Raw genomic sequence first — 14334 nt, forward strand, 5'->3', positions numbered from 1 at the left:
TCCGCGAATCTGCAACCCAGGCCGAGGCGCGACGGCCCGTTTTCCCGACGCCTGACGGCCGACGCCCGACGCCTGTTTTTCGTAAACTTTCGGCCTCAGGTCTTTCCTCCATTGACTTCCCGCACTCTATGGATAAGATGGCCAGCGCAGCTCGCGCTCGCGCCATTGGTTATCGCATTTCCCAGGGAATGTATGTCTGATGTCGCAAGCTTGATTTCTCAAGCCATGATGGAAGGCTCCCCCAAAAGGGTCGCCAATCTGGGGCGGTGCTGCAACTCACGATTGGAGGATTAGAAAATGGTATTGAAGCGCGCACTCAGCGGCTTATTCGTTTTCACGCTCGCCTCCGGGATGCTCTTTGCCCAAAGCTCCCGCCTGAAAGTTGCCCACACGACCCACACTGGCCAAAACACCGCAGCTCCAAAAACTCCAGCTGGTTTGACGGTCATTTTTACTAACATCGGCCCCACTCCCAGCAACGCCTATAACGACACTACCGGGTACTACATACTCGGGCCCGACAACTCGGTCGGCCTTTCCGAACAGGCGATCGGCGTACCCTTTACACCGCGCTCGGCTTCTCACGTGACCGAACTCACCGTTGCGGTTGGCTGGATCTCCGGCACCAAACTGGTGAACGTCGGCCTCTACAGCGATAGCGGCGGCACCGTAGGAACCCTGCTCGCAGGCGCAGAGTCTTCGGCCATCCCGGCCTTCGGCACCTGCTGCGGTCTGGTCAGCGTTACGATTCCTTCGACTGCGGTCGCCTTCGGAACCCAGTACTGGATCGTCGCCAGCTCGGACGACGTCAACGCTCCCGACTTCACCGGCGTTTACCAGGCCGCCAACAACGGCATCATCGCCGGCGACGTAGCCCAGGCCGGTTGGTTCTCCTTCACCACCAACACCCCCGCCGCCGCGGCGAAGGGCACCGTCCCATAGTCGGTTGAAGATGCTCAAGCACCCTCAACGAAAAACTTCAGGCCGCAGATCATCGCGGCCTGTTTTATTTTCGGATCAACTTCGTCGTCGGTCGTCGGTCGTCAATAGTCATTAGTGCGGTTTACCAATGGCGGTTGTCACCCGAGCGCAGCCGTTCTTCAGGCGAAACGACGGATCTCGTCGCCGACGACCGAAGGCCGACGACCGACGACCGACGACCGACGACGGCCACCGCCTGATAGAATTTTCCTTCGCTCATCATCATCCCATTCCATCCGAGGCTCCGCATGTCTGCCCGCATCCAGCGCGCCATTCTCTCCGTCACCGACAAAAACGGAGTCGTCGAGTTCGCCCGTACACTCTCCGCTCTCGGCATCGAACTCATCTCTACCGGAGGCACCGCCAAACTTCTTCGCGACTCCGGCGTCACGGTGAAAGACATTTCCACCCTCACCGGCTTCCCCGAAATGCTCGACGGCCGTGTCAAAACGCTGCATCCTAAAGTGCACGGCGGCATTCTTCATCGCCGCGACGATCCCAAACACATCTCTGCCATAACCGAACACGGTATCGCGCCAATCGACATGGTCGTCGTAAATCTTTATGCCTTCGAAAAAACCGCTGCCCAGCCGGATGTGAAATTAGAAGAATTAATCGAGAACATCGATATCGGCGGACCGTCGATGATCCGCTCCGCCGCCAAGAATTTTCACGATGTCGCGATCGTCACTTCTCCCTCCGACTACGATTCCATCGCCGCAGAGCTCTCCCGCTCCGGCGGCGAGTTGTCAAAACAAACCAAGTGGCGCCTCGCCCAAAAAGCATTTGCTACCACCGCCGCCTACGATTCCACCATCGCAAGCACGCTCGAACGCATCGGCGCGGATGGCTCACCATCGAACCCCGAATCTTTTCCCCCAACCCTGCGTTTCACGTTTCGCAAGACCCTCGACCTGCGCTACGGAGAGAATCCGCACCAGAAGGCCGCCATGTATTCCGATGGCTCCGGAGCTGGCGTGGCCAACGCCCGGCAGCTACAAGGCAAGGAACTTTCCTACAACAACATCGTCGACCTGCAAGCCGCCTGGGATCTCGCGCAGGAATTTGACGAGAATGACTTTGACGATCCCGTGGTTGCCATTATTAAACACACCAACCCGTGCGGCACCGCGACCGGCAAGACTCTCGCCGAGGCGTACAGGCGTGCCCTCGAATGCGATCCCGTCTCGGCCTTCGGAGGCGTGATCGGTGTGAATCGCCCCATCGACGCCGAAGCCGCCGAAGAAATGCACAAACTCTTCCTCGAAGTCATAGCCGCTCCAGCTTTCAACGAAGCCGCCAAAGCCATATTCGCGGGCAAGAAAAATCTCCGTCTGGTAGAAGTAATCGACCCAGGTAACCCCGGACGCATTCGTCCGGGGGCGAACGAGGCGTCTTCCGCTCCACGGCAGTGGGTCCTGAAGAACATCTCCGGTGGCCTGTTAGTACAAGACGCCGACCTCCGCCCCCTGCGAGACGCCGACCTCAAAGTCGTTACCCAACGCCCGCCTACGCCCGAAGAAACTCGCGCTCTGCTCTTCGCCTGGAAAGTCTGCAAGCACGTCAAGTCCAACGCCATCGTCTACGCCCGCGACGGCCAAACCATCGGCGTCGGCGCCGGCCAAATGTCCCGTGTCGACGCTGCAAAAATCGGCGCCATGAAAGCCCAACTCCCACTCAAGGGAACCGTCGCCGCCAGCGACGCCTTCTTCCCCTTCCCCGATGGCGTCGAAGAAATCGCCAAAGCCGGAGCCACCGCCATCATCCAACCTGGCGGCTCGCAGCGCGACCCCGAAGTCATCGCCGCCGCCGATCGTCTCGGCCTCGCCATGCTCTTCACCGGCGTCCGCCATTTCCGCCACTAAAATCAGGGCGCCTCGCTTTGATAATTGACATACCCTTCCGGTCGACGACATCAGTTGGTGTCAAGGGTGTCCGGGGGGACGGTGGTTTCAGGGATTTTGAGCGTAATGGCCTGATTTCAACACCTATGCGTTCAGCTAGGAGAATTAGGGTCTTTGGGCCAGTAACCGCCATTACTCGTGTCGTCGTCATCGCTCAAATGATGACTCGTCACACCTGCGATGATGGCCACCACGAGGCCAACAACCGATATCAGGATTCCCATACCAGTGATGGGCGCTAGTAGAAACACGAGACCCGCGATTCCGGCTACAGCCTTGAGTAAGCCTGCCAGCGCCTGTTTCATGTGGCCGAAAGAATGGCAGTACTGGGCGAGCAAGTCAATGAGTGAAATGGCCTGTTAACAGAATTTATCGCTCGCGGAGCCCCACGTTCAGGCATAATACCGCCGGAGCCAGTTGGGTGAGAGTCATCAAGAGTACCCTCTTGTTCGGCGCTGTGGGACTCGCGCTGACGCTTGTTATTGCAGGTCTTGCGAGTATCGCCCTAGCGTATTTGGTTGGCTCACGTTGCCCTTGTGGATTCTTCCAGCAGCAGCAAACATGGGTGCTCATGATGTCGATTGGCCGTTGTTTCTGCTCAGCGGCAGTATCTGCTACGGTGTCGTGGCGTTTCTTCTGTACAGACTGCGAGTGCGGCACATGCGACGACGAGAGGTATCGGGCACGCAGAATCCTCGTCGATAACGTTGGGGTGGTTCACGGTGTCGATAACTGTTGAAAAATCCCGATTACACTCATCGAACCCGAAGGCTATTAGCAAGTAAGAAAGAGGGTAAGCAGATCCGAAATCCCGCGGTTCACCGGGCGTCAGCGATACCATCCGCGAGTCGTGTTTTCAAGGTACAGGTACGAGGCCTGAGGTCCGAATGCCCGCCGCCCGCTTTACATAACTACACATTCCACCAGTCCCTGACCTTCCGGTGCCAGCAGTGTTTTTTCCATCTCCGTGCCCCTCAGGTTAGAATAAAAGCACCTTTCCCCCGGCGGCTTTGCATCCAAGAAAGCTGAGGCTTCGGAAACGCGCTGCCAGCGCAACAGGTCAAGCATGAATTCATTTTTTCGCCTTTCCTCATCGTTCGCATTAATGATTACTACCGTTTTCGCTGGAGTTGCGGTCTCCCAGAGTAATGCCAGCCCGGATACTCCCAAACACGATACCGCCGGCCAGAACAGCACCACTCAGGATAATTCCGCTCCGAGCACATCCGACGCCAAGCCCGCTCTCCGAAAGGTCGACCGCTCCGCCGCCTACTACCATTACACCGTCGCCCACATGTACGAGGAGATGGTCACCGCGTACGGCCGCAGCGACTTGGCCGCCAAGGCGACCGAAGAATATCGCCTGGCGATTGAGGCCGACCCCTCGTCGGAATTCTTGACCTCTGCCCTTGCCGAACTCTACGTCAAGACCGGCCGCATCGCCGACGCGGTCAAAGAAGCTCAGGACATCATCAAGCGCGATCCTAAGAATCTCGAAGCCCACAAGCTTCTCGGCCGCATCTATCTTCGTTCCCTCGGCGATATGCCCGGAGGTTCCGGCTCTGACAACATGCTCAAGCTGGCCATCGACCAGTATGAGCAGATCACCAGGCTCGATCCCGACAGCGTTGACGATCACCTCTTACTCGGCCGCCTCTACCGCCTGAACACCGATATGCAAAAGGCCGAAGCCGAACTCAAGACCGCCATCAAACTCGATCCCAACTCCGAAGAGGCCGTCACCACCCTCGCCATGCTTTACACCGACGAAGGCGACACGGCGCACGCGCTCAAAGTTCTCAGCTCCATTCCCGACTCTGCCCGGTCCGCCAAGCTCTACGCCGCCCTCGGTGCGGCTTACGAGCAACGCAAGGATTACCATAGCGCCATCGATGCCTATCGCCATGCCATCGTCCTCGACCGCGACAACCTCGATGCTATTCGCGGCCTGGCCGAAAATTTATTGAATGACGGTCAACTCGACGCCGCCCTCGAACAGTACAAAGTTATCGCCGACTCCAATCCCGAGGACGCACAAACCTACGTTCGCATGGCCGAGATTTATCGCCGCCAAGGTAAATACGACCAGGCCCTCGAAAATCTCAAGCGCGCCGATACCCTCGTCCCCGATACCATGGACGTTCCCTACAGCATGGCCTCGGTTTACCAGGCCCAGGGCCGATACGACGACGCCATCAAGCTCTTGCAGGATCTGCTGAAGCGGACCGACAAGAGCGACACCGCCATGAGCCAGGCCGACCGCAACAATCGCGCCATCTTCATCGAGCGCCTCGGCATGGTCTACCGCGAGCAAGAAAACTACACCGCCGCCGTCGATACTTTCCGCAAGATGCTGACGCTCGGCGACGAAAACGCCCGCAGCGGCTACCAGGAAATCATCGACACCTATCGCGAAGCCAAGCAATGGCCGCAAGCCACCGCCGTCGCCAAAGAAGCGGTCAAGAAAATGCCCGATGACCGCGACCTCCGCATGGTGCTCGACGCCCAACTCGCCGACTCCGGCGAGATCGACAAGCCCATCGCCGATATCCGCTCCATGCTCAAGGGCGGTCCGGAAGATCGCGAAGTCTATCTCCGCCTCGCCATCATCTACACCCGCGCCAAGCGCTACGACGAAGCTCTCGATGCACTCGCCAAAGCCGAGCAATTGTCAACGAAGCCCGACGAGAAGGCCTATGTGTCATTCCTGCGTGGCGATCTTTACCAGCGCCAGAAAAATTTCGATCAGGCCGATGCCGAATTTCGCAAAGTCCTGGCCATCACTCCGCCCAGCGACCCTCAAGCCGCCGCCACGCTCAACTATCTCGGCTACATGAATGCCGATCGCGGCGTGAAGCTCGAAGAGTCGCTCAACTACATCAAGCAGGCCTTATCGCTCGATCCCAACAACGGAGCTTATCTCGACTCGCTCGGTTGGGCCTACTTCAAGCTGGGAAAGTATGAACAAGCAGAAGAGAATTTGACGAAAGCCGAATCGCACATGAGCACCGATCCCACGGTGCAGGAGCATCTCGGCGATCTCTACCAGAAAACCGGACGCCTCAAACTCGCCGCCTCGCACTGGGATCGCGCCGTCCAGGAGTGGAATAAGACCGTCCAGGCCGAAGTCGACACCGAGGCCTTCGCCAAAGTCCAACAAAAACTGGACGCCGCCAAAGTAAAACTGGCCAAAGAAGAATCCGACAAGCACTGACACAATTTCAGTTGACGATTTCAGATTGAGAACCATTCGAGAACCGCTGAGGTTTTCAATCTGAAAATCGCAAATCTAAAATCTGAAATCAAACCGCTGCCGCAAACCTGCTATCCTCTCCCCATGCTCGCCGCCTACGCGGTGCACGTTACCCAGTCCCGCGGACGCCGCTTTCCTGAGGCCCCGCATCCCTACCGCAACGATTTTCAGCGTGACCGCGACCGCGTCATTCACGCCCGCGCCTTCCGCCGCCTGGAAGCCAAGACGCAGGTCTTCACCCGCCGCTATTCCGACCACTTCCGCAACCGCCTAACGCATACTCTCGAAGTCTCCCAAGTCTCCCGCACCATCGCCGGAGCCCTCGCCCTCAACGTCGATCTCGCCGAAGCCCTCGCCCTCGTCCACGACCTCGGCCATCCCCCCTTCGGCCACGCCGGCGAAAAAGCGCTCAACCACGCCATGCGCGACCATGGACTCAGCTTTGACCACAACCTCCACGCCCTCCGCATCGTCGAAGATTTCGAGCGGCGCTACGCCGCCTTCCGCGGCCTGAATCTCACCTTCGAAGTCCGCGAAGGCATCATCAAGCACTCGCGCGACTACGCGGAGAAAGATCATCCCGAACTGGCAGAATATCTCTTAGACCAGCGCCCGCCACTTGAAGCCCAGCTGATCGACCTGACCGACGAAATCGCCTACAACACCGCCGACCTCGACGACGGCTTCGAAGCGCATCTCCTCACGCTTGACCAAATCCGCGATGGCGTCCCCGTCTTCGACCGCTTCTTCCGCGAAGTCGAACAAATCTACCCTACCGTCCCCGCCAAACTGAAATTCAACGAAACCGTAAAGCGCATTCTCAACCGCTTCGTCGACGACCTCATCACCCACACGCGCGCCCGAATCAGGCAGGCGAAAATTGAAACCTTGGAAGATGTTCGCGGCCACAAAGACCGCCTCGCCGCCTTCAGCCCCGGAGTCGAAGCCGAGCGCAAAGAAAGCAAGGATTTCCTCTACGAAAATCTCTACTACAGCCCATCGCTAGCCGAAGAAAAAGACGACGCAGAACGCATCGTCACCGAACTATTCGCCTTCTGGCGCTCCCACCCCGAGTCCCTCCCGCCCAACTACTACGAGAAAGTACGCAGCCAGCAAGACTCCCTCCCCCGCGTAATCTGCGACTACATCGCCGGCATGACCGATACCTTCATCTCCGAGCAATACGAAAAACACTGCGGAAGCTAACCGTGCTCGCGTAGGGGCGGACGCATTAGTCCGCCCCTATGGGTGGCCCACGCAAGCCCGGTTTTGGCTTGAGTGGGGCAGGTCAACAAGCTTGAGTGGGCAGTTCAACGGACGGGAGCCATTTTTCTCATCTTGCGAGAAGTGTGAGCGTTGTGGCACAGGCCGGGAAGGCTACTCGCAGGGAATTTCAACTTCCACATAGCTGCCGGGCGTGGCGGCATTGATGGTGCCGAGAATTTTGGTGGCAGCCCGCTTCACCATCGGCCATTGGGAATTTTCTAAAACGATAAGCGCAATCTTGCGGCCCTTGAGATTCTGCTGATACCGGATGTTTTTGTCCGTGGTGATGATGACAGAAAAACCTGCCCGCTCGGCGGCGTCGATCAACGCCCCGTTTGTGAGTTCTTCCCAGCCATGCAACCGCGCTTCTTCGATGGTATGGCCGGTTAGAAAACGAGCAAGACCGCGTGGAGTGCCATTGTCGAAAAGAATAAGCATGACGCTGCGGCGTTAACCGTAGCTTGGGGCTTTGTCGAGCGAACGTGCGACGAAAGCCATAAGCTCGTCGATCTGTTCGCGGGTCACGGGAAACTCTTCGATCACTTCTTCAATGCTCATTCCGGCTTCAAGGTTTTCGAACAACACTTTGACCGGCGTTCGGGTACCCTTCAATACCCAGGCGCCGCTCACCTTGCCGGGGATGCTCTCCACCGCGGGACATTGCGACCAATCCAAGGTTGCCATGTTTATCCCCCTCCGTGCTCGTATTTCTACCACTCTTTAGCGTTCGCAACAAAATCCCGCCACATTCGCCACCACATCAATCGCCACGCCCCGCACTTCCTCCACTCGGATTCGCTCGACTGAATCCGTAAGAGAGCAACCCCGGCAGCTGGTACTTTCTACAAATTCGTGGGCACTCGCACCACTCGCTTCTGAATCGCCCACATCACCAATTCCGCCTTATTGTGAATCCCCAGCTTCCTCATTAAGTTGAATTTGTGCGCGTCCACCGTCTTCATGCTGAGCCCCAACACGCCCGCCGCAGACCGCACTGTCCTGCCCTCCGCCAGCAACTTCAACACCTCGCGTTCGCGCGATGTCAAAAGCCGCTGCCGTGGAAGCATCTCCTGGGCTGGCCAATCGCCCCGCCGTCGTTCCCGGATCTCCGGTCGGCCAATCCTCTGGCCCGCGTGCGTCCGCCTCACCATCTCCACTAACTCTTCCGCCGATGTGCGCCGCACCGCGCAACTGGCAGCATCGCCGCGCGCCTCCCGCAGCACGTCGTCATGCTCATATGTGGTCAGGAACAACACCTTGGTGGTCGAGCACTCCTGCACGATCAACCACTCGGTCTGGTCGGGAGCGCAACTGAACAGGCGCGCGTCGGTGATGACGATCTCCGGCCGGTGCGCATACACTTCGCGTAAAGCTTCGGCGGCATTTCCGGCCTCCGCCACTACCTTCACGTCCGGTTCGTCCTCCAGCAGCCGCCTCAATCCCTGCCGCAGCAAAACATGGTCGTGCACCAGCAGGCAGTGAATTACCTTATCCTCAAACACTTCTTCGCCTTCCATCTGTGCGTGGGGCAACACAGGGCAACTCCTTACAATTGATTGGCCAGAGAACCTTGCGATGCGGCGCAGATGCCACTTCAATCCGAGGCGGAGAACTCGTTGCGTAATTGTACCGCTCAGGGTCGCCCTTTGGCTTGTGAAATTCACTTTCCCGCGCCTTTTCTTCAAAATACGTGCCCCCGGATTCCCACTCTGAAACCCTGATCCCTCCCGCATCAGGTACAATCGAGCGTTTATGCTGCGCTATTTCACCGCCGGAGAGTCCCACGGCGAAGCCCTGGTTGCCTTCCTTTCCGGCATGCCCGCCGGATTGAAAATCGATCAGGCCTTCCTCGACCGCGAACTCTGGCGCCGCCAACAAGGCTACGGCCGCGGCGGCCGCATGAAGATCGAGCGCGACTCGGCCCACATCCTCTCCGGCGTCCGCCAAGGCATGACGATCGGCTCCCCCATCTCCGTCCAACTCGAAAATCGCGACTGGAAGAACTGGCAGGAATCCTTGCCCGTCGCCGAGGGCGATCCGGCTAAGCACAAACGCGTCGCCTCGCCCCGCCCCGGCCACGCCGATCTCGCCGGAGCCTTGAAATACAACTTCCCGGAAGCCCGCTACGTGCTCGAACGCGCCTCCGCCCGCGAATCCGCTGCCCGCGTGGCCCTGGGCGCGATCGCCAAACTTTTCCTGCAAGAACTGGACATCGAAGTCCTCAGCCACGTGATCACCACCGGCAGCGTCACTCTGGCCGACGAAGTTGAATGGAAAACAATCCACGCCCTGCATAGTCGTGAGGAAGTCCTCCTCAACTGCGCCGACCCCGAAACCGAGCAGCGCATGAAAGAAGAAGTCGACAAGGTTCTCCGCAGCGGAGATTCTCTCGGCGGCGTCTTCGAGGTCGTCGCCCACCAGGTCCCGCCCGGCCTCGGCACTTACGTTCAATGGGATGAACGCCTCGACGCCCTGCTCGCCGCCGCGGTCATGTCGCTGCAAGCCGTCAAAGCTGTAGAAATCGGCGCCGGCGTTGCTGCCGCCTTCGCTCCCGGCTCCGCCGTACACGATGAAATTGGCTACTCCGCCACATCCGGCTACACCGCGTTCTCCCGCACTCGCAACAACGCCGGCGGCATTGAAGGCGGCGTCTCCAATGGCCAGGAAATCCGCGTGCGCGGCTATCTAAAGCCGATCTCCACGCTGCGCCGCCCGCTTCAGTCTGTGGATTTTTCTACCCGCGAGCCGGTGAAAGCCGCCTACGAGCGCTCCGATGTCTGCGTCGTGCCCGCCGCCGGAGTCGCAGCCGAAGCCATGGTCGCTCTCACCCTCGCCCGCGCCGCCCTCGAAAAATTCGGCGGCGATTCCATCACCGAAACCCTAAGAAATTTTCAAGGCTACTGCGAGCAATTGAGAAACTATTAACGAAGGAGGGCCGAAGACCAACGACCGACGACCGACGACCGACGACCGCCCATGATCTATCCCATCGTTAAATTCGGCAACCCAGTTCTCGAAAAGCCCTCCGAGACCGTCACCGTCTTCGATGACGCCCTGCAAACGCTCATCGCCGACATGTTCGAGTCCATGTACGCCGCCCACGGAGTCGGCCTCGCCGCCCCTCAAATCGGCATCGGCCGCCGCATCGCCGTAATCGACGTCACCTTCAAAGAAGATCCCAACGCCCAACTCGTCCTCATCAATCCCGAAATCATTCACACCGAAGGCCGTCACTCCCAAAGCGAAGGCTGCCTCAGCATCCCCGATTTCCGCGAAAATGTCTCCCGTCCCACCAAAGTCACCGTCCGCGCACAGGACGCCAAGGGCAAGCTCTACGAAAAAACCGGCGAAGACCTGCTGGCCCGCGCCTTCCTCCACGAAACCGATCACCTCAACGGCAAGCTCTACATCAGCCACATCAGCGCCCTGAAACGCGATCTGATGAAACGCAAAATCCGCAAACTCATGAAAGCTGGAGAATGGTAAAGAATTGTGTAATTTGATAATTGGGTAATTTAGTAAATTAAAATCCAGGCCATGCTGGTTTGCGTCAGCCGCAGTCTTGGCTTGATTTTCTTAGCGTCCTTCGCGGCTTTTCCTTAGCGACCTTTGCATTTCAAGCTTTTGACCTTGGCTTTTAAATTACAAAATTACCCAATTACAAAATGCCTCTAGATCTTGTTTTCTGCGGCACTCCGAGCTTCGCAGTACCCACGCTCGAGAAGGTGGTCGAAGCCGCCCACCGTGTCCAACTCGTCGTGACCCAGCCCGATCGCCCCAAAGGCCGCGGCCTCGACGTCGTCGCTTCACCCGTCAAGCAGTCCGCCCTGAAATTAAATCTCCCCATCGCTCAGCCCGACCGCATCAAAACCAACGACGCATTCCGCGCCCAACTCACCGCCCTCCATCCCGACGCCATCATCGTCGTCGGCTACGGCTGCATCGTTCCTCAGTGGATGCTCGATCTCCCACCCTTCGGCAACATCAACGTCCACGCCTCGCTGCTCCCAAAGTACCGCGGCGCCGCGCCAATTCAGTGGGCCATCGCCAACGGCGAAACCGTCACCGGAGTCACCACCATGCGCATCGACGCCGGCCTCGACACCGGCGACATCCTCCTCCAGCAAGAACTTCCCATCTCACCCGAAGACACCACCGAAACCATCGCTCCCCAACTCGCAGTGATCGGCGCCGACCTGCTCGTCGAAACTCTACGGCAATTGCAAGCCCAACGGATTCACCCCCGGCCGCAAGACAATTCGCAAGCAACGCTCGCCCCGATTCTGAAAAAAGAAGATGGCCATGTCGACTTCTCCCGCTCCGCCGCAGAAATTTTCAACCGCATCCGCGGCTTCCAACCCTGGCCGGGCGCATACACAAAATTCCGCGGCAAGAACCTGCAAATCATAAAAGCACGCCCAGCCACCGAATCCTTGCCACCTGCGGAAATCCACGCAGAAGACGACCGACTCCTGGCCGGATGCGGCTACAACACATCGTTGGAACTATTGGAGCTTCAGCTAGAAGGGAAGAAACGTACCTACACCCCAGATTTCATCCGCGGCTATCGACCGAAGCCCGCCGAAAAGTTAGGCGTTTAGGGCAGTATAGTTGGTGGAACAAAAGAGCGATGTCATCCTGAGCGAAGCCGTTTTTCAGGCGGAGCGAAGGATCTCAGTCTTATCTGCTCTCGCGCGGAAGCCAACAGACTATCGCTGAACATTCCTCAGTGCCCTCTGTGGTGAAGGGTTAGCTTTCCCCAACCCACGAAAGCCTACAATCGAAACGAATGCCGATCTCCCCCGCCCGCGCCGCCGCCTTTGACATCCTCCTCCGCGTCGAACGCGATTACTCCTACGCCTCCGAACTCCTGCACTCCTCTGCCCATGCCAATCTCTCCACACCCGATCACGCCCTCGCCACTGAACTTGTCATGGGCGTTCTCCGCTGGCGTTCCTGCCTCGACGCCGAAATCGCTACAGCTTCCTCGCAGCCTCTCTCGAAACTCGACCTCGAGATTCTCATTTCCCTGCGCCTCGCCGTCTATCAATTCCTCTGGCTCGATCGCATACCGAAGCGCGCGGCTCTCCACGAAAGCGTCGAGTTGGTAAAGCGCGCTCGCAAACGCTCCGCCGCTCCATTCGTGAACGCGGTTCTACGCAAGCTCTCCCAATCGACACGTAGCGAAATTCTCGCGGGCGAGCCTTCCTCGCCAGAAATCTTGGCCCAAACTCTTGCCCATCCGCAGTGGCTCGTAGAACGCTGGGCCCGCGAATACGGACTTCCCGCCACGCAGCAAATCTGCCAATTCGATCAGTCCATTCCAGCGACAGCAGTCCGCCTTCGCACCCCAACCATCGAAGCACAACTCCAGGAAGAAGGAGTCACTCTCGCGCCCGGAGCCCTTCTCGCCTCCGCCTGCCGCGTCCAAACCGGAGATATCACGAAAACTCGAGCCTTCCGCGAAGGTCAAATCGTTATCCAGGACGAAGCCTCGCAACTCGTCGCCGCCCTCCTGGGCCAGGGACTGAGCATCCTCGACTGCTGCGCCGCCCCCGGCGGCAAGACACTAGCCATCGCAGACCGTAACCCCGCCGGTTCGATCATCGCCGTCGAACTCCATCCCCACCGCGCCCGCCTTCTTCGAAAGCTCTTGCGCCCCCACGCAGCGCGAATCCGGATCGTGACCGCCGACGCGCAACATCTCCCCATCACTGCCCAATTCGATCGCGTCCTCGCCGACGTCCCCTGCTCCGGCACCGGCACGCTCGCCCGCAATCCTGAAATCAAATGGCGTCTCGCACCGGCCGATCTCGGCGATCTCGCTCAACGCCAGCTCGCAATTCTCCGCTCCGCCCTCGCGCAAGTCGCTCCGGCAGGACGGCTCATCTACTCAACTTGTTCTCTGGAGAAAGAAGAAAACGAAGCCCTCGTCGAGCAAGCTCTGTCGGAAAACAAATCCTTCCGTCTTGTGGATTGCAGCCCAGAACTCAACCGCATGAAAAACACAGGCGACCTAACCTGGTCCGACCCACAATCTCTCGCGCGCGGTCCCTACCTCCGCACGCTGCCCGGCATCCACCCCTGCGACGGTTTCTTCGCCGCCATCTTCGAAAGATCTAGAGATTGATCACCGCACCTCAAAATTAATACTTGCCCCCCCAAACACCTTCTGCCCCGCCCCTGGCGTCTGCGACACAATAATGCTCGCCGGCGAAGGCTGCGCCGGTGGCGCCACAGGCGCGATTGGAGCAGCCGGATTCGCCGCATCGGTCACTGCCGGCGCCGCCGCTGCAACGCTCACACTCCCCAACTTGAATCCCGAATCCTGAAGCGTCTGGCTCGCACTGCCCAACGGCTGGCCCACAAAGCTCGGCATCACAAATGCCTGCGCTTCCACCACCGCCGTCACCAGCAAGCTGATCTTCGGCGCCGTCACCTGCGTCGCGTTTGCCGTCGGGTTCTGCGCCAAAACCTGATCCGCAGGAATCCCCGGCTCTTCAACCCCGGCAATCGACGCCACATCCAGCCCGCGCCGCCGGATATTCAATTCCGCCGCATGCTCACTCTGCCCCGTCACATCCGGAATCTTCACCCGCGTCGGTCCCAAACTCTGCGCCACCCGCACCTGCCATCCGCGCCGCACTTTCGTCCCCGGCAACGGCAACTGCGACATGATTCTCCCCTCAGCAATCGTCGGACTGTAATACTGCCGCTCGATAGAAATCTGCAATCCCGGTCCCGCCACCGCCCGCTCCGCTTCTCCCGGCGTCAGCCCCACTAGCGCCGGCACCGCGACCTCCTGCCCATGAATCGCAAACCGCATCGCCGTCAGCGCCGACACCATCGCCACAATCAAAAGCACCAGCGCCAGCATCGCAAATCGAATCGCCGATCTCATCGTTCTCTCTGCCTGCTCAGGAATTGTAG

General features: G+C 58.9%; 12 protein-coding genes. 8 read left to right on the top strand and 4 right to left on the bottom strand.

Annotation, left to right across the window (positions count from 1 at the left end):
- Positions 1-297: 297 nt before the first annotated feature.
- From VGM18_21365 to VGM18_21380, 4 genes are all read left to right on the top strand, one after another.
- Complete coding sequence (locus tag VGM18_21365) at positions 298-942, top strand: hypothetical protein (protein ID HEY3975562.1); 645 nt, start codon at positions 298-300, stop codon at positions 940-942.
- Between the two features lie 287 nt (positions 943-1229).
- Positions 1230-2846: a bifunctional phosphoribosylaminoimidazolecarboxamide formyltransferase/IMP cyclohydrolase gene (gene purH, locus VGM18_21370; GenBank protein HEY3975563.1), complete on the top strand. Its 1617-nt coding sequence runs from the start codon at positions 1230-1232 to the stop codon at positions 2844-2846.
- 1105 nt (positions 2847-3951) lie between these two features.
- Positions 3952-6099 (top strand): tetratricopeptide repeat protein, encoded by a 2148-nt coding sequence (locus VGM18_21375; protein ID HEY3975564.1) that lies wholly within the window; start codon positions 3952-3954, stop codon positions 6097-6099.
- Between the two features lie 123 nt (positions 6100-6222).
- Complete coding sequence (locus tag VGM18_21380) at positions 6223-7344, top strand: deoxyguanosinetriphosphate triphosphohydrolase (protein HEY3975565.1); 1122 nt, start codon at positions 6223-6225, stop codon at positions 7342-7344.
- A 171-nt stretch (positions 7345-7515) separates the two neighbouring features.
- On the opposite strand, the gene VGM18_21385 is transcribed toward VGM18_21380, so the two are convergent.
- From VGM18_21385 to VGM18_21395, 3 genes are all read right to left on the bottom strand, one after another.
- Positions 7516-7842: a hypothetical protein gene (locus VGM18_21385; protein ID HEY3975566.1), complete on the bottom strand. Its 327-nt coding sequence runs from the start codon at positions 7840-7842 to the stop codon at positions 7516-7518.
- A 12-nt stretch (positions 7843-7854) separates the two neighbouring features.
- A complete protein-coding gene (locus tag VGM18_21390; protein HEY3975567.1) occupies positions 7855-8088 on the bottom strand; it encodes a DUF433 domain-containing protein in 234 nt (77 codons plus the stop codon).
- A 158-nt stretch (positions 8089-8246) separates the two neighbouring features.
- Positions 8247-8939, bottom strand: a complete 693-nt coding sequence (locus VGM18_21395) for a response regulator transcription factor (protein ID HEY3975568.1) — start codon at positions 8937-8939, stop codon at positions 8247-8249.
- Between the two features lie 217 nt (positions 8940-9156).
- Here VGM18_21395 and aroC point away from each other — a divergent pair, with 217 nt between their 5' ends.
- The 4 genes from aroC (at position 9157) to rsmB (ending at position 13534) form a co-directional block, all read left to right on the top strand.
- On the top strand, positions 9157-10329 hold the full coding sequence (gene aroC / locus VGM18_21400; protein ID HEY3975569.1) for a chorismate synthase: 1173 nt from the start codon (positions 9157-9159) through the stop codon (positions 10327-10329).
- Between the two features lie 51 nt (positions 10330-10380).
- A complete protein-coding gene (def, locus tag VGM18_21405; protein ID HEY3975570.1) occupies positions 10381-10890 on the top strand; it encodes a peptide deformylase in 510 nt (169 codons plus the stop codon).
- A gap of 179 nt (positions 10891-11069) precedes the next feature.
- Positions 11070-12005: a methionyl-tRNA formyltransferase gene (gene fmt / locus VGM18_21410; protein ID HEY3975571.1), complete on the top strand. Its 936-nt coding sequence runs from the start codon at positions 11070-11072 to the stop codon at positions 12003-12005.
- 188 nt (positions 12006-12193) lie between these two features.
- A complete protein-coding gene (gene rsmB / locus VGM18_21415; protein HEY3975572.1) occupies positions 12194-13534 on the top strand; it encodes a 16S rRNA (cytosine(967)-C(5))-methyltransferase RsmB in 1341 nt (446 codons plus the stop codon).
- Here the strand turns inward: rsmB and VGM18_21420 are convergent, their stop codons facing one another.
- Positions 13535-14305 (bottom strand): PASTA domain-containing protein, encoded by a 771-nt coding sequence (locus tag VGM18_21420; protein HEY3975573.1) that lies wholly within the window; start codon positions 14303-14305, stop codon positions 13535-13537.
- Between the last annotated feature and the right edge of the window lie 29 nt (positions 14306-14334).

The organism is Candidatus Sulfotelmatobacter sp., assembly GCA_036500765.1.
GTDB lineage: Bacteria > Acidobacteriota > Terriglobia > Terriglobales > Acidobacteriaceae > Sulfotelmatobacter.